At 27.0% G+C, this 15,425-nt stretch carries 13 protein-coding genes and 1 other annotated feature (1 of these 14 only partly in view); of the genes, 8 read left to right on the top strand and 5 right to left on the bottom strand.

The genetic code is table 11. The features are described 5' to 3' along the window. From AC4FRL_RS00100 to AC4FRL_RS00110, 3 genes are all read left to right on the top strand, one after another. Positions 1 to 39, top strand: partial view of an N-acetylmuramoyl-L-alanine amidase gene (locus AC4FRL_RS00100; RefSeq protein ID WP_491139508.1) — the 3' end only. It extends 855 nt beyond the left edge of the window; the window shows 39 of its 894 coding nt (coding positions 856-894); its start codon lies off the left edge, out of view; its stop codon occupies positions 37 to 39. Positions 40 to 202: 163 nt separating this feature from the next. After that, the gene (locus AC4FRL_RS00105; protein ID WP_491139509.1) at positions 203 to 559 is read left to right on the top strand and encodes an SH3 domain-containing protein; all 357 of its coding nucleotides are present in this window, start codon (positions 203 to 205) and stop codon (positions 557 to 559) included. Between the two features lie 108 nt (positions 560 to 667). Further along, positions 668 to 1,969, top strand: coding sequence for a M18 family aminopeptidase (locus tag AC4FRL_RS00110; RefSeq protein ID WP_491139510.1), 1,302 nt, complete (start codon positions 668 to 670; stop codon positions 1,967 to 1,969). A gap of 50 nt (positions 1,970 to 2,019) precedes the next feature. On the opposite strand, the gene AC4FRL_RS00115 is transcribed toward AC4FRL_RS00110, so the two are convergent. Next, positions 2,020 to 2,214: a hypothetical protein gene (locus tag AC4FRL_RS00115; protein WP_491137902.1), complete on the bottom strand. Its 195-nt coding sequence runs from the start codon at positions 2,212 to 2,214 to the stop codon at positions 2,020 to 2,022. A 280-nt stretch (positions 2,215 to 2,494) separates the two neighbouring features. Here AC4FRL_RS00115 and AC4FRL_RS00120 point away from each other — a divergent pair, with 280 nt between their 5' ends. Beyond that, a complete protein-coding gene (locus AC4FRL_RS00120; protein ID WP_491137903.1) occupies positions 2,495 to 3,331 on the top strand; it encodes a Cof-type HAD-IIB family hydrolase in 837 nt (278 codons plus the stop codon). 48 nt (positions 3,332 to 3,379) lie between these two features. Here the strand turns inward: AC4FRL_RS00120 and AC4FRL_RS00125 are convergent, their stop codons facing one another. The 3 genes from AC4FRL_RS00125 to AC4FRL_RS00135 all read right to left on the bottom strand — a co-directional run bounded on the left by AC4FRL_RS00125 (position 3,380) and on the right by AC4FRL_RS00135 (position 9,335). After that, positions 3,380 to 6,712, bottom strand: coding sequence for an efflux RND transporter permease subunit (locus AC4FRL_RS00125; protein ID WP_491137904.1), 3,333 nt, complete (start codon positions 6,710 to 6,712; stop codon positions 3,380 to 3,382). 220 nt (positions 6,713 to 6,932) lie between these two features. Beyond that, complete coding sequence (locus tag AC4FRL_RS00130; protein WP_491137905.1) at positions 6,933 to 8,528, bottom strand: peptide chain release factor 3; 1,596 nt, start codon at positions 8,526 to 8,528, stop codon at positions 6,933 to 6,935. A gap of 201 nt (positions 8,529 to 8,729) precedes the next feature. Beyond that, positions 8,730 to 9,335, bottom strand: coding sequence for an AAA family ATPase (locus tag AC4FRL_RS00135; protein WP_491137906.1), 606 nt, complete (start codon positions 9,333 to 9,335; stop codon positions 8,730 to 8,732). 344 nt (positions 9,336 to 9,679) lie between these two features. Between AC4FRL_RS00135 and yidA the strand changes: the two genes are divergently transcribed. Next, the gene (gene yidA, locus AC4FRL_RS00140) at positions 9,680 to 10,480 is read left to right on the top strand and encodes a sugar-phosphatase (protein WP_491137907.1); all 801 of its coding nucleotides are present in this window, start codon (positions 9,680 to 9,682) and stop codon (positions 10,478 to 10,480) included. A 77-nt stretch (positions 10,481 to 10,557) separates the two neighbouring features. Here the strand turns inward: yidA and brnQ are convergent, their stop codons facing one another. Then, entirely contained in the window at positions 10,558 to 11,832 is a 1,275-nt protein-coding gene (gene brnQ, locus AC4FRL_RS00145; RefSeq protein ID WP_491137908.1) for a branched-chain amino acid transport system II carrier protein, read from the bottom strand. Positions 11,833 to 12,188: 356 nt separating this feature from the next. Next, positions 12,189 to 12,401 (top strand) — a binding site (T-box leader). A gap of 103 nt (positions 12,402 to 12,504) precedes the next feature. Here brnQ and trpS point away from each other — a divergent pair. From trpS to AC4FRL_RS00160, 3 genes are all read left to right on the top strand, one after another. Continuing rightward, entirely contained in the window at positions 12,505 to 13,503 is a 999-nt protein-coding gene (gene trpS / locus AC4FRL_RS00150) for a tryptophan--tRNA ligase (protein WP_491137909.1), read from the top strand. A 143-nt stretch (positions 13,504 to 13,646) separates the two neighbouring features. Further along, positions 13,647 to 14,162 (top strand): hypothetical protein, encoded by a 516-nt coding sequence (locus AC4FRL_RS00155; protein ID WP_491137911.1) that lies wholly within the window; start codon positions 13,647 to 13,649, stop codon positions 14,160 to 14,162. An 89-nt stretch (positions 14,163 to 14,251) separates the two neighbouring features. Continuing rightward, complete coding sequence (locus tag AC4FRL_RS00160) at positions 14,252 to 15,364, top strand: anaerobic sulfatase maturase (protein ID WP_491137912.1); 1,113 nt, start codon at positions 14,252 to 14,254, stop codon at positions 15,362 to 15,364. Positions 15,365 to 15,425: the final 61 nt, after the last annotated feature.

The raw sequence follows: 15,425 nt of genomic DNA on the forward strand, positions 1-15,425 counted from the left end.
TATAAAAGAAGTAGATGGATGGTACGAAGTAAAGGTTAATGGAAAAGTAGGCTATGTAGCAAAACAATATGTAAAAGTTTTAGAAGAAGGAAATAATAATAAACCAGTAGAAGAAGAAAAACCAACAGAAAGTAAAAAGGGAGTAGTACAAGTAAAAAGTGAATTAAACCTTAGAAAAGGACCAGGAAGCAACTATGAAATAATAGGAAGCTTAAAGAATAATGAAAAGGTTGAAATTATAAAAGAAGTAGATGGATGGTACGAAGTAAAGGTTAATGGAAAAGTAGGCTATGTAGCAAAACAATATGTAAAAGTTTTAGAAGAAGGAAATAATAATAAACCAGTAGAAGAAGAAAAACCAACAGAAAGTAAAAATGGAATAGTACAAGTAAAAAGTGCATTAAACCTTAGAAAAGGACCAGGAAGCAACTATGAAATAATAGGAACTTTAAGAAATAATGAAAAGGTTGAAATTATAAAAGAAGTAGATGGATGGTACGAAGTAAAGGCTAATGGAAAAGTAGGTTATGTGGCAAAACAGTATGTAAAGGTATTATAGAATTAATCCTTAAGAATAAAAGATTTGTTATAACCTTAAGATTTTGTTAATTATGAATTTTGTGGTAAAGTATAATTAAAAAGTGTCTATTTTGTAAAGAAAGGTGAGATACACATGGAAAAGGTTATTGCAAATGAATTAATTAATTTTCTGTATGAAAGTCCTACTGCTTTTCAAGCAGTAAAAAACGTAAAGGACACCTTAGAGTTTGAAGGCTTTAAAGAGTTAAAAGAAAATGATAGATGGAATATAGAGCTTGAAGGAAAATACTTTGTAACTAAAAATGATTCAGCTTTAATTGCTTTTGTAGTTGGAGTTGGAGATATTGCAGAGAGTGGTTTTAAAATAATAGGAGCCCATACTGATTCACCAGGTTTTAAAATAAAACCTAATCCAGAGATTGTTGTTGAAAATACTTATATTAAGTTAAATACAGAGGTTTATGGAGGACCAATATTAAGTACTTGGTTTGATAGACCACTAGCTTTAGCAGGAAGAGTAACATTAAGAAGTGAAAATCCTTTAAAGCCAGATAATAGATTAGTGAATATAAATAAACCAATTTTGATAATTCCAAATTTAGCTATTCATATGAATAGAGAAGTTAATGAGGGATACAAAATAAATAAACAAAAGGATACTCTGCCATTATTATCACTTGTTAATGAAAAATTAGAAAAGGGAAATTATTTAATTGAACTTTTATGTAAAGAGCTTTGTTGTAAAAAGGAAGAAATTCTTGATTTTGAATTATATCCATATGAATATGAAAAGGGTTCTTTAATTGGATTAAATGAGGAATTTATCTCTTCAGGAAGATTAGATGATTTATCTATGGTTCATGCTGGTATTAAAGCATTAATGGAATCAAAGGTATCAAAAGCTACTAATGTTATGGTTTGTTTTGATAATGAAGAAGTTGGAAGTTCTACTAAGCAGGGAGGAGATTCTGATTTCTTAAAAACTGTTTTAGAAAGAATAGTTTTAGCTTTAGGAAATGGAAGAGAAGATTTCTTTAGAGCTTTATCTGAGTCTTTTATGATTTCAGCAGATTTAGCTCATGCTATTCATCCTAACTTAGGAGAAAAACATGACCCTATAGTTAGACCAGTTTTAGGAAAGGGTCCTGTAATAAAAATTGCGGCTTCTCAAAGTTATACAAGTGATAGTGATTCAGTAGCAGTTTATGAAATGATATGCAAAAATGCAGGTGTAAATGTGCAAAAGTTTGTTAATAGATCAGATATGAGGGGTGGTTCAACTATAGGACCTATATCTTCAACTCATTTACCAATAAGGTCTGTTGATATGGGAACTCCAATTCTTGCAATGCACTCTATAAGAGAATTAGGTGCAACTAAAGACCATTTAGATTGTATAAAATCTTTCATAGAATTTTTTAACATATAAGAAAATATAATATTGTATTTTAAAAGGAGATGGTTTTCCATCTCCTTTTTTTAAATAGTATCGTCTTCTAACATATCTCCTTCAATATAGTCAAATTCACTATAAGATATATTATTACAAACAATATCATCTTCTACTGGGTTTGGTAGTTTAGTATGAGTTTTACCAGTTTTAGAATAAGAAACTAAATCATGTCCTTCAGGACTATAAAAGTCTCTATCTTTTGGAGGGTATTTTTTACTCATTTTAAATTCTCCTTTCAAAATTAAATTTTTATGATATTACTTAAAAATAGAGGGTAAATTTAATAAGTAAGGTTTTAGCTAAAGAATTTATTTTATAAATATTTTAGCTTAAAATTATTTTCTCCAAAATAATTTTACTTATTAGAATAAATAAAAAAAAATATTGGTAAATATGTTTTTTTATTTATAGGTTTTTATAATGTTGAAAAAATAAGTGCTATATTTTAGGATAATAGGGAAAGAATAAAATTATATATTAAAAAGTTGAAGGGAGTTAGCTGTGTTATATAAATTAATATGTATAGATATGGATGGAACATTACTAAATAATAATCATGAGATTAGTGAAAGAAATAAGAAGGCTATAAAAAAAGCTACTGAAAGAGGCGTTAAAGTAGCTATAACTACAGGAAGATTATTTGCTTCAGCTAAGTATTATGCAAAGCTTATAGGAGTAAAAACTCCAATAATTTCTTGTAATGGAGCTTTTATAAAGGAAAAAGATGAGGATAAAATAATTTATGAATCTGTTTTATCTTTAAAACAATTAAATAATATATATGATATTATTAAAAAATATGATATTAGCATGGTATATTTTAATACAGCAGATACAGTTATATGTGAGAAGGATGTTCCAAAGGAGCATGGATATAAAATTATGAATGAAAGAGTTAGTAGTTCAGAGGAAAAGGTAAAGTTTATAGAAAATATAGATTTTAAAGAAGCTTTTAAAATTTATAAAAATCATATACTTAAAGCTATATGCATAGAAAATGATAAAAGCAAAGTTGAAAATCTTTTTAAAGCTAAGGAAGAATTAAAAACTTTTGATGATTTATATGTTGTAAGTTCATCAAGAAGTAATTTTGAAGTTATGAATAAGGGAACTTCTAAAGGGAGAGCTGTAGAGTTTCTAGCAAATAAATTAAATATAAAAAGAGAAGAGGTTATTTGCATTGGTGATAGTGAAAATGACCTTAGTATGATAGAAGTTGCAGGGCTTGGAGTTGCTATGGGAAATGCAGAAGAATCTATAAAAGAAGTTGCAGATTATATAACAGATACTAATGAAAATGATGGAGTAGCAAAGGTAATAGAAAGGTTCATATTATAATTTATAAATAAAAATAGGCTAATAAAACTTTATTAGCCTATTTTTATTTTATTCTTTCTTAGTTGTAGTTTTAGATTCTTCCTTTGTTACTGTTGAAGTGCCATTTTTAGTTGTTGTAGTTGTTGTAGTTGTGGTTACTACTGTTGTAACTACAGTAGTAACTGTAGAATCATCTGAAGGAGTTGCATCCTTTGATATAGCTGGTTTAAATGGCCACCAATTTGCTTTTCCAAAGATTTTAACCATAGCTGGTATAAATAATGGAAGAACAAATACAACATATAGAAGTATTCCTGTTAAAACAACTAAGGAAATTTCTATTAATGATAAAACACCAGATGGAAGTAAGGCTGCAAAGGTACCACTTAATATAATTACAGCAGATATAATTACACCACCCATGCTTTTCATTGTTCTTATTATACGTTCTTTTATAGAACCCTTAAGGTCTTGGTTAAATCTAGTCATTATAAATATTGAGTAATCTATTCCTAAGGCCATTAAGACAACAAAACCAAAAAATGATGTTATCCATGATATTCCTGGATATCCCATTATTTTAGTAACTACAAACTGTATTATACTTATTGAAGTAAAGTAAGTTAAAAGTAAGGATACCATTAAATATATTGGCATAGTTAAGGACCTTAATATTATAATTAGAGTAATGAATACTCCAATTATTACAAAGATTAAAGCCTTGTTATAATCTGAATCTGCCATTTTTTTAGTTTCATAAGTTGTACTAGCCATTCCTCCAATACCTATATTAGCATTTTCTAATTTTGTTCCTTTTAAACTATCCTTAATAAGGTTTTGAAATTCAGGAATCTCAGAAACTGCTTCATTAGAGTAAGGATTATTTTTAGTAATTACGTTTATAACTGATAATTTTCCATCAGAACTCATATATTGGTTTAAGGATTTTTTAAATTCATCATTACTGAAAACTTCAATAGGTACACAAACACCAGATACATTATAAGATAAGTTTGCCCAATCATTTATAAAGCCATTTGCATACTTTAATCCATTTTCAATTTCACTTAATCCTTTAGAACCTGCTTCAAGCCCATCAGATAGCTCGTTTATTTGTCCTGAAAACTCTTTAAATCCATCTTGAATTTTTGATTGACCATTAGAAATTTGATTTAAAGCATTTGATATTTCAGGAACTTTAGATAAAATTTCTTCTCCACCTTGTAAAGATTTTGAAAGACCATTATCTAAAGAATTTAATCCATTTTCAATTTCTGATATTCCAGAATTGAATTTTTCTAAGTCATTTATGACAGTATCTTTTTTACTGTTTAAAGTATTTATTAAGATTTTTAAAGCGCCTATACTTTCATTAATTGCTTTAATTTCATCTCCATTATTAAAGGTTCCTTGTAAGTTATTAGAGTTATCATCTAAGTCTTTAAGTTCTTTAGAGAATTTTTTGAAGTTTTCATCCTGTAAAATTTCTGGATGAGTTTTTGAATAATTATTTAAATGATTATTCAATGAGGAAATAGATTCCTTAATTTTACTAGTATCTACATTAACAGAACTTGGGTCTCCTGATAAGGAATTTATCTTATTTAGATTATTAAGAACATCATTAGCAGCATCAACTATGGTGTTATAATCTTCTTCAAGTTGTGTTTTGCTTAATTTTAAAGCACTAACTTTATCTAAAGCACCATCTATTGCATTTTTAAGTTCGGTAGCTCCATTATGTTCTTCACGAATACTTTCTACAAGCTCATTAAGGGCGTTTTGTAGTTCATTTACACCATTTTCTGTTTTTTCAGTTCCTTCTTGAAGTTTAGAAGTACCTTCTTCAGCTTCTTTTAACTTACCCTTAGAAGAATTTATTTTTTTGTCAGCTTCATTTAATCCTTCAGTAATTTTGTTTAATCCATTATTTGCTTTGTTTATACCTTTTGAAACCTCACTAGCTTGATCATTTACATAAATTTCATCAATACGAACTCCTGTAGGTCTTGTAACACTTAAAACAGATTTTATATCATCACTAGAATTTTGTAAATCATTAGATAATTTTTCTATAAGTGCTACATACTCTGGTTTTTTCATATCATCATCATTTTCTATGTATATTGATACAGGAGAAGCTTGTCCTATACCATAGTCATTAGCTATTATGTTAAATCCTTTTTTAGCAGGGTATGTATCTCCTATCTCATTTAAGTTATTAAAGGATTGATGAAAATTATTAAACATTATAGGAAGTATAAGTATTACAAATATACCTGTTAAAATAGGAACAGGTTTATTAAATGCTTTACCTGCAAGTTTAGCCCAAAGTTTATTTTCTTCTGCCTTAAAGCTTCCCTTTACAGGCCAAAAAATATTTTTCCCTAAAATAATCATAACAGCAGGGAATATAGTAAATAAGGCTGCAATTAAAAATAATATGCCAATTGCAACAGCAACAGCACTTCTGTATAAGTTAAATCCAATAAAGTTTAAGGAGGCAAAAACAACAAATACTGGGGTAGCACTAGATAAAACAGTTTTACCAGCAGTTTTAAATGTGGTTTTTACAGCATCTAATCTATTACTACCATTAGCTAATTCTTCTTTGAATCTATTTAGTAGTAGTATAGAGTAATCAGTTCCAATACCAAACATTATACATATCATAAATATCTGAGTGTAGTTTGAAAGTGGAAAGTTAAATTTAGATGCTAAAATAGCAACGACAGATTGTGCTCCTAAATAGCTTATGCCAACTGTAAGTAGGGGAATGAAGGGAGTTACTAAAGATTTAAATAGTAAAATAAGAACTATAAATATAAATATTACAGTTATTGTTTGAGTTTTATTTAATCCTTTTTGAGCAGCTACATTTACATCATTTTCAATAAGACTTTGACCTGTAACATAGGTTTCAACTCCAGGAGTTTTTAACTCTTCATTCAAAACTTTTTCTATATGGCTTACAGAAGCATTTTTAGGGTTTACAGTCATTAATGCCATTATGGTTTTCCCATTTTCTGAGTTAAGTTGATTTTTTAATTGAGGAGTATCAAAACTATCATTTATACTTTCGACATAGTCTATTTTTTCATTAGATTTTAATCTAGAAATTGTATCTTTTATATCTTTTAAATTCTCCTCTGTAAGCTTATTATCAGAATGGAATACCGCAATATAACTATCTTTATTATTAAACTTATTATCCGATTCTAAAATTTCAGATATTTTTGATGAATAATCATTAGGAAGTTGAATTCCTCCTTTTTCACTAACTAATTTAGAAAGAGAAGGAGAGGTAAGAAGTAAAAATCCTATGAGAATACACCAAATTATTAAAATAAAAAAGCTAAGCGGTTTATTAATCTTAATATTTTTTAATATATTACTTTTCATAAATTTCCCTCTTTCTTAGTTCTAACTTTAAGTATGAAGTATTTAATGAAAGTTTAGTTTTTAAAAAGGGTATTTAAGTTTTAATAATTAATTGACTATAATTTTATCATAGCATAAATTTAGTTTAAATATAAACTAAATTATGATTTGCAAAATAGAAAAAAACACATGATTTATTAAGAATTTTCTTAAAATCATGTGTTTCCTTTAAAATAAGCTATTAGTCGTCAGATTTACCAATACCTGAAAGAACTATTCCAGGGTTATGGTCTATAGCCCAAGAAATACCCCAATCATTTTGGAATATAAGTAGATTTCTATCTTTAAGGTCTTTTACCTTTTTAGTATCAGAAGTTAAATTTAAAGAATCTACATCTATATTTTCATTTTCAATCCATCTAACATATCTAAATGGAAGTCTTTCCATTTTTATATCAACATTATATTCATTTTTTAATCTATATTCTAAAACTTCAAATTGAAGAACACCAACAACACCTACTATGATTTCTTCCATACCTATATGCAATTCTTTAAATACCTGAATAGCCCCTTCTTGAGCTATTTGAGTAACTCCCTTTATAAATTGCTTTCTTTTCATAGTATCTACAGGTTTAACTCTAGCAAAGTGTTCTGGTGCAAAGGTAGGGATACCTTCAAATTTGAATTTTTTAGGGCTTAGGCATAAAGTATCTCCTATTGAGAATATACCAGGGTCAAAGACACCTATTATATCTCCAGCATAAGCTTCTTCTACAACTTCTCTATCCTGTGCTAAGAACTGTTGAGGCTGAGAAAGTTTAACCTTTTTACCACCTTGAACATGGAAAACATCTTTTCCTTTTTCAAATTTACCTGAACATATTCTCATAAAAGCAAGTCTATCTCTATGAGCTTTATTCATGTTAGCTTGTATTTTAAATACAAAAGCTGAGAATGGTTCTTTAATTGGGTCTATTTCCCCTATTGAAGAATTTCTTGGAAGTGGAGAGGTAGTTAATTTTAAGAAATCATTTAAAAATGGTTCAACACCAAAGTTTGTAAGAGCTGAACCAAAGAATACAGGAGTTAATTCACCTTTTCTAACTTTTTCTAAGTCAAATTCATCTCCAGCAATATCTAATAATTCCACATCTTCCATTAATTTATTATGTAAATCTTCTCCAAGAAGCTCCTTAAACTTAGGGTCTTCTAATTCACCAGTTATAGTTGTAACTTCACTTTGTCCATGATTTCCACCGTCAAATAAATGTATTGTATTTGTAGCTCTATCATAAACTCCTTTAAAGTTATTTCCACAACCTATTGGCCAATTCATAGGATAAGATTTAATTCCAAGTTCATTTTCAATATCTTCTAAAAGTTGGAATGGATCTTTAGTTTCTCTATCCATTTTATTTACAAAAGTAAATATAGGTATTTCTCTAAGAGAAGCAACTTGGAATAGCTTTCTTGTTTGGTCCTCAACCCCTTTAGCACCATCAATAACCATAACAGCTGAATCGGCAGCCATTAATGTTCTATAAGTATCTTCAGAGAAATCTTGGTGTCCTGGAGTATCTAGTATGTTTATACAATATCCACCGTAATTAAATTGCATAACAGATGAAGTAACTGAGATACCTCTTTGCTTTTCTATTTCCATCCAGTCAGATACTGCATGAGTTGCAGCTTTTCTAGCCTTTACAGAACCAGCCATTCTAATAGCTCCTCCATAAAGTAAGAATTTTTCTGTAAGAGTAGTTTTACCAGCATCTGGGTGAGAAATTATTGCAAAGGTTCTTCTTCTCTCTATTTCCTTAATTAAATCGCTCAATATAATTTCCTCCTTAATTTTTTATGTATATTAAAATATTAACTATTTTCCTTCATTAATGTATATAAAATATGAAAGATTAAGAAAATAATTCTTTTATCTCTTAAATAGCCTAGATTATTATATCATAAAATACTTATCAAATTAATAAATACTTTAAAATGAAAAGTAGGTCATATTTTTAATATGACCTACTTTTATTTAATTAGCATTTTTCTTCTTTAATTCCTTTATAGCTGGTATGGATTCTTTGTTAGATAATCCAATTATAGAAAGAATTTCTTTAGCTCTATCCTTTGTAGAACCTTCAATAGTTTTGTATTTAACATTTTCACTATCTAAAAATTGTTTTAGTGCATTATCAACGGCAGTTGCTGTTGATTCATCTTGCCATCTAACTCCATCTTGAGTGTATCCAAATTCTCTAGGAACAAAGAAGATATAGTCGTATTTTTGAAGATCTTTTAAGGCTAAGTGATAAAGGTCTTTTAAGATTTCAATCTCTTTAGTAGTTCTTTTTTTATCACCTAACATGAATCTTCCATATATGTACGGAACAAAGGTTGCATAATCTGTTAAAGCATAATCAAATTGATTTAAAGATTCCTCTAAACGAAGTTGACCTAAGTATATACCATATTGCTCAGAAATAGTTTCTATCATACCTTTTTCTTTAAGATATTCTGTACTATATTCAGTTGCAGCACCAACATTTAATCCTCTTATTTTAAATTCAACGTAAAGTTGTTGTATTAAAGTGGTTTTTCCACAGCGTGGTCCACCAAGTATTGCAATTCTAACTGGCATGTTAAACCCCCATTAAACTTATATATTTTAATAATTTAAGTTAGTTTATTTAATTAGTTCTTATTAAATAATAATTAAGTGACAAAATTCATTATATCAACATAGGGAAAGCATTTCAATGATTTAAAAACTTTTAGTTATTTACAAAAAATTAATATGTTTTTTATAAAATAAATAAAAAATCTTTGTTTTTTTAAATAATTTAAAAAAAAATAATCATATGATATAATCTTAAATGTGTATATGCAAAAATAGTGTATTAATAATAAATAAAACATGATTATATGTCAAAAAATTGTAAACAACTTACGAGAATATGAAAAAAATAATTAAGAGGTGAATCAATGTATAAGTTAGTAGCTATAGATATGGATGGTACTTTATTAAATAAAGATAAGAACATATCTGAAAAAACTAAAGAAGCAATAAAAAAAGCTAGAGAAAAAGATGTAAAAGTAGTTTTAGCAACAGGTAGACCTGTAGATGGAGTTAAGAAATATTTAAAAGAATTAGATTTATGTCATGAAGATGAGTATGTATTAACATTTAATGGTGCTATAGTAAAGGAAATAGGACCTAATAAAATAATATGTAGAGATACCTTAACTGGTGCTGATTTAAAACATTTATATGAAATTAGTAAAGAAGTTGGAGTTAATATTCATGCTTTTTCTAATTTTGGTTGTATAACTCCAAAGATAAATAAATATACAGAATTAGAAGGCAGTATAAATGAAATTGATATTCATGAAGTTAATTATGATGAAATTAAGGACGATGAAGAAATTATAAAAATAATGATGATAGATGAGCCAGAAATTTTAGAGGAAGCTATAAAAAAATTGCCTAAAGATTTATATGAAAAATATACAGTAGTAAGAAGTGCACCATACTTTTTAGAGTTTTTAAGTAAAACTTGTAATAAAGGAGAGGGAGTTAAGTCTTTAGCTGAAAATTTAGGTATTAAAAGAGAAGAAGTTATAGCAATAGGAGATGCTGGAAACGACTTACATATGATAGAATATGCAGGCCTTGGAGTTGCTATGGGAAATGCCTTTGAAGAGGTAAAAGAAAAGGCTGATTTTATTACAAAAAGCAATGAAGAAGATGGAGTAGCTTTTGTATTTGAAAAATTTGTTTTATAAAATAAGTTTATTATAGAATAACTTTAAAAAGGATATTTATCAAAAAAACTTTGATAAATATCCTTTTATTATTTATATTAGTTTGTAGCAGTTTCCTTTGATGGAATAAAGCTTGGTATTATAAAGGCTATTAATGCTGGTAAAACCCAACCAAAACCTTTAGAGTAAAGTGGTAAAATTGATACTATACTCTCTAGGCCAGGTATGTAGTTACCTAAAGTTATTAATATGCTAACAACTAATGTAACATATACAGTTAACTTATGTACTAGAGGGTTTTTGATTTTTTTATGGAATAAGTTTAATAGTATAAGAACTATTGTTACAGGATATATTATTCCAAGTAAAGTTGCTGATAAGGATATTATTTTATCTAATCCTATACTAGCAACTAATATACTTATTACAGTCATTAATAAAACATTGAATTTATATTTTAATTTTCCATTTGAAACTCTTTCAAAGAAACTTCCACCAGCAGAAAGTAAGCCTATAGAAGTTGTTAAACAAGCTAAAGCCATAGAAACGCCTATTAAAATAGCCCCGGCATGTCCTAAGATACTTTCAGCTATGAAAAGTAATAATTGGGAATTTGATAAATCTAAGGCTAAATCACCTGTATGTGCACCTAGGAATATTAATCCACCATATATTATAGCTAATCCACCTATTGCAATAATTGCAGCTTTAATAAGTAACTTAAAGCTATCTTTACCCTTGTATCCTTTAGCTTTTATAGAACCTAATATTATTGAAGAGAATATTACAGCTGCAATAGCATCCATAGTTTGATATCCTTCAAGTAAAGAAGTTGAAAAAGCATCAGGAGTATAAGAATTTGTTAAAGAAGATATTGGGCTAATAACACCTTTAGCAATTAAGAAGAATAATATAGCTAATAAAACTGGTGTTAAAAATTTACCTAATACATCTATCACCTTTGAAGGTTTTAAAACAAATATTAAGTTTACTAAGAAATAAACAACTATTATTACAAAGTAGTTTATATTTTCAAAGTTAGGAGCAAAAGCTAACTCAAAAGTAGTAGCTGCTGTTCTAGGAATAGCTAATAATGGTCCTATAAGTATAAATAATGCTATTGAATATATTAATGAGAACTTTTTCCCAACTTTATCTCCAAATAATTCAAATTTACCGTTAACTCTTATTGAAGATAAAATTCCTAGTAAAGGAACTCCAACTCCAGTTACAATAAAACCTATAATTCCTAAATAATAATCAGCTCCTAAATTTCTTCCTAATAAAGGAGGGAAGATTAGGTTACCTGCTCCTAGAAACATCGAGAATAGCGCAAAGCCGATTACTAAAAAATCTGATCTTTTGTGATTCATAATATACACCCCATCTTTCTTTTCTAATCAAATTATAATTAAATTTAAATAATTTCTGAATTATTTAAAAAACTATATAATTTGATTTTAGTTTTTTATATAATGTTTTTAATATTCCATTTAAAAGTTATAATACTATATTATCATAATGTTAAGAAAAATCAATAAAAATATTTTATATATAAAGCCATAGAAATATAAAATTGATAATTTAATAAAAAAATGGTGTAAATATTAAATTATTGTTAATTAATGATGAGTATAAAAATTCAAAAACTTTGTATATAATATATATGAAGGTAAAATAATCTTGACTAAAAAATAAAAAATGTTAAAATAGCATTAAAGTTTAATATAAAATTTCTGTGAAAAGAAGTAGTAAATTTAAAACAGGCTTTAAGAGAGTCATACATTTTGCTGTGAGTATGGTAGTTATGTTTAAATTGAATGGATCTTTGAGATGTTTAGAGGAAATTTAGTATTCTAAACCGTATTCTTACGTTACAAGAAAGAGATACAGAAAAGTTTTCTGTAATAATAGGTGGTACCGCGATATATTCGTCCTATAAGTTTTTACTTATAGGACTTTTTTATTTTAAAAATTATTTAAGTATAATAGATAAATTAATTATAGGAGGTGAAGATTTGATGTTTTTTAACATCAAATAAGATATGGAAGAGAAGAAAAAAATTATTTTTAGTGGAATACAACCTTCAGGAGATTTAACTTTAGGAAATTATTTAGGGGCTATAAAGAATTGGACTAAATTACAAGAGGAGTATGATTGCTATTTTTGCGTTGTTGATTTACATGCTATAACAGTAAAACAATTACCAAAGGATTTAAGAAGAAGAACTTTAGAAGTTTTAGCTATATATATAGCAGCTGGAATTGATACAGAGAAGAATACTTTATTTATACAATCTCATGTTCCAGCACACTCAGAAGCTGCTTGGCTTTTAACTTGTAATTCTTATATGGGTGAGTTAAGTAGAATGACTCAATATAAAGATAAATCTAAAAAAATGGGAGATTCAATTGGTGCTGGATTATTTGTATATCCTGTGCTAATGGCTGCTGATATACTTTTATATAACACAGATTTAGTTCCAGTTGGAAAAGACCAAATGCAACATTTAGAGCTTGCTAGAGATATTGCAACTAGATTTAATAACACATATAGTGAAACCTTTACTATACCAGAAGGATACATTCCAAAAGAGGGGGCAAAGATAATGAACTTACAAGACCCTCTTAAGAAAATGTCAAAATCAGATTCAAATCAAAATAGCTTTATTTTAATGATGGATGAACCAAATGTTATAAGAAAGAAAATTGCAAGAGCAGTTACAGATAGTATTGGAGTTGTAAATTATACTGACGAACAACCAGGAGTTAAAAATTTAATAAACATTCTTTGTGCAATAAAGGGATATACACCTGATGAAGTTGTGAAATTTTATGAAGGAAAAGGATATGCTGAATTTAAGGAAGATGTTGCTAAGGCTATAATTGATGAATTAGAACCTATACAAAAAAGAGCTAAGGCTTTATTAGAAGATAAAAAAGCTTTAGAGGAGATATATAAATCAGGAGCAGAAAAAGCAAACTATTTAGCAAGAAAAACTTTAAGAAAAATGCAAAAGAAAATTGGATTAATACCAAGATAAAGTGAAAATTCTCTCTATAATATAAAAATTTATTATAGAGAGAATTTTTTTTGTAACTTTATTTCCTTTAATTTCAAGTAATGATATAATAAAGAAAAATTAATAAAGTGTTAATTTAAGTTGGTGGTATAAAAAGAGAAAATATGGTTGTTAGATTTATTGTATTTATTTTAATATTAATAATATTAATTATTTATAGAAGAAATAAATTAAAAGAACTTAACTTAGAAAAAAAGAAAAATGATTCTAAGATATTCTATTTATCATCTTATAATAAAATATCTAAAGTAATACTAATAATTTTTTCTATTAGCATTATATTTGAATCTTTAACTATGAGTTTTGAAAGTTATTCCTCTATAGTTTGGGGAGAATTGATGGTTATTTTTTACATTATAGTTTTTATATATACAACAAAGGAAAGTTTAAAGGATACTATTATTTTAGGAGAGGATTATATTTGTATTTTTCTTAATAAAGAAGAAAAAATAAATTTTAAAGAAATTAAGAATATAGATATAAACAATACTTCTAATAATTATGTTTATTTAATGAGTTTATTTTTAAATGATGGAAGGGAATATAAATTAAAGGGAAGAGATAAATGCGAGATGAATAAGATTGTAAAAATAATAAAAGGAAAGATAAGAGTTGTTTAAGTAAATAAAATTTTTATTATATTTATTTTTCATTAAGCAGTATATTTTATAAAAATTTTTATGGTATTAAAAAGGAGGGGGATTTCTTTATGCCACCAATAAGTTTATTAATAAAACCAGCTTCAAGTAGTTGTAATTTAAAGTGTAAATATTGCTTTTACAATTCTTTAAGCAGTAAAAGAGAAACTTATAATTATGGAGTAATGAAGGAAGAAATTTTAGAGAGTATTGTAAAAAGAGTTTTAGATGAAGCTACTTCACATTGTAATTTTGCTTTTCAAGGAGGAGAACCTACTTTAGCAGGATTAGAGTTTTTTAAAAAGTTGATTTTTTTTCAAAAAAAATATAATTATAAAAATTTAAATATATATAATAGTTTACAAACAAATGGTATTTTAATAGATAAAAATTGGGCTAAATTTCTAAAAGAAAATAATTTTTTAGTTGGCTTATCCTTAGATGGACCTAAGGATATACATAATTTAAATAGAAAGGATTATAATCTTTTAGATACTTTTAGCAAGGTAGAAAAAACAGCAGAACTTTTAAAAAAAGAAAAGGTTGAATTTAATATATTATCTGTTGTAACTTCTAGTACATCAAAGGAAGTTAAAAAAATTTATAACTATTTTAAAAGAAAAGATTTCAAATTTATTCAGTTTATAAATTGTTTAGACCCTATATATGAGGAGCGAGGAAAAAATAAGTACTCTTTAGAACCTAAGGAGTATAGTGATTTTTTAAAAAACTTATTTGATATTTGGTATGAAGACTTTTTAAAGGGAGATAAAATAAGCATTAGATATTTTGATTCTCTTTTAGAGAAGATTTTATTTGGAAAATCATCTTCTTGTGGAATGAATGGAACATGTACTTGTCAATTTGTCATAGAAAGTGATGGAAGTGTTTATCCTTGTGATTTTTATGTTTTAGATAATTGGAAACTTGGAAATATAAAAGATATTTCTATGAAAGAAATATTTGAAAGTACTAAGAATATGGAGTTTATAAAAAAATCTTTTAAGGTTGAAGAGGAGTGTAAGAAATGCAAGTGGTTTTCTCTTTGTAGTGGAGGCTGTAGAAGAGATAGAGATATAAAAGAAAATTCTCCTTTAGCACTAAACTATTATTGTGAAAGTTATAAAGAATTTTTTGAGTATGCCTTTCCTAGACTTCTTTTTATTGCAAGAAGTCTTAAATAATACGGCATGGTTTATTAACATGGACTTAACCTTATCATAATTTCTTTTTAACATTGAGAAT

The organism is Clostridium sp. TJA032 (assembly GCF_058310275.1).

What these genes read in the sequence shown, in the direction of transcription:
- AC4FRL_RS00115 (WP_491137902.1), bottom strand. Translation starts at nt 2,214, where the DNA reads ATGAGTAAAAAATACCCTCCAAAAGATAGAGACTTTTATAGTCCTGAA.
- AC4FRL_RS00125 (WP_491137904.1), bottom strand. Translation starts at nt 6,712, where the DNA reads ATGAAAAGTAATATATTAAAAAATATTAAGATTAATAAACCGCTTAGC.
- AC4FRL_RS00135 (WP_491137906.1), bottom strand. Translation starts at nt 9,335, where the DNA reads ATGCCAGTTAGAATTGCAATACTTGGTGGACCACGCTGTGGAAAAACC.
- yidA (WP_491137907.1), top strand. Translation starts at nt 9,680, where the DNA reads ATGTATAAGTTAGTAGCTATAGATATGGATGGTACTTTATTAAATAAA.
- brnQ (WP_491137908.1), bottom strand. Translation starts at nt 11,832, where the DNA reads ATGAATCACAAAAGATCAGATTTTTTAGTAATCGGCTTTGCGCTATTC.
- trpS (WP_491137909.1), top strand. Translation starts at nt 12,505, where the DNA reads ATGGAAGAGAAGAAAAAAATTATTTTTAGTGGAATACAACCTTCAGGA.
- AC4FRL_RS00155 (WP_491137911.1), top strand. Translation starts at nt 13,647, where the DNA reads ATGGTTGTTAGATTTATTGTATTTATTTTAATATTAATAATATTAATT.
- AC4FRL_RS00160 (WP_491137912.1), top strand. Translation starts at nt 14,252, where the DNA reads ATGCCACCAATAAGTTTATTAATAAAACCAGCTTCAAGTAGTTGTAAT.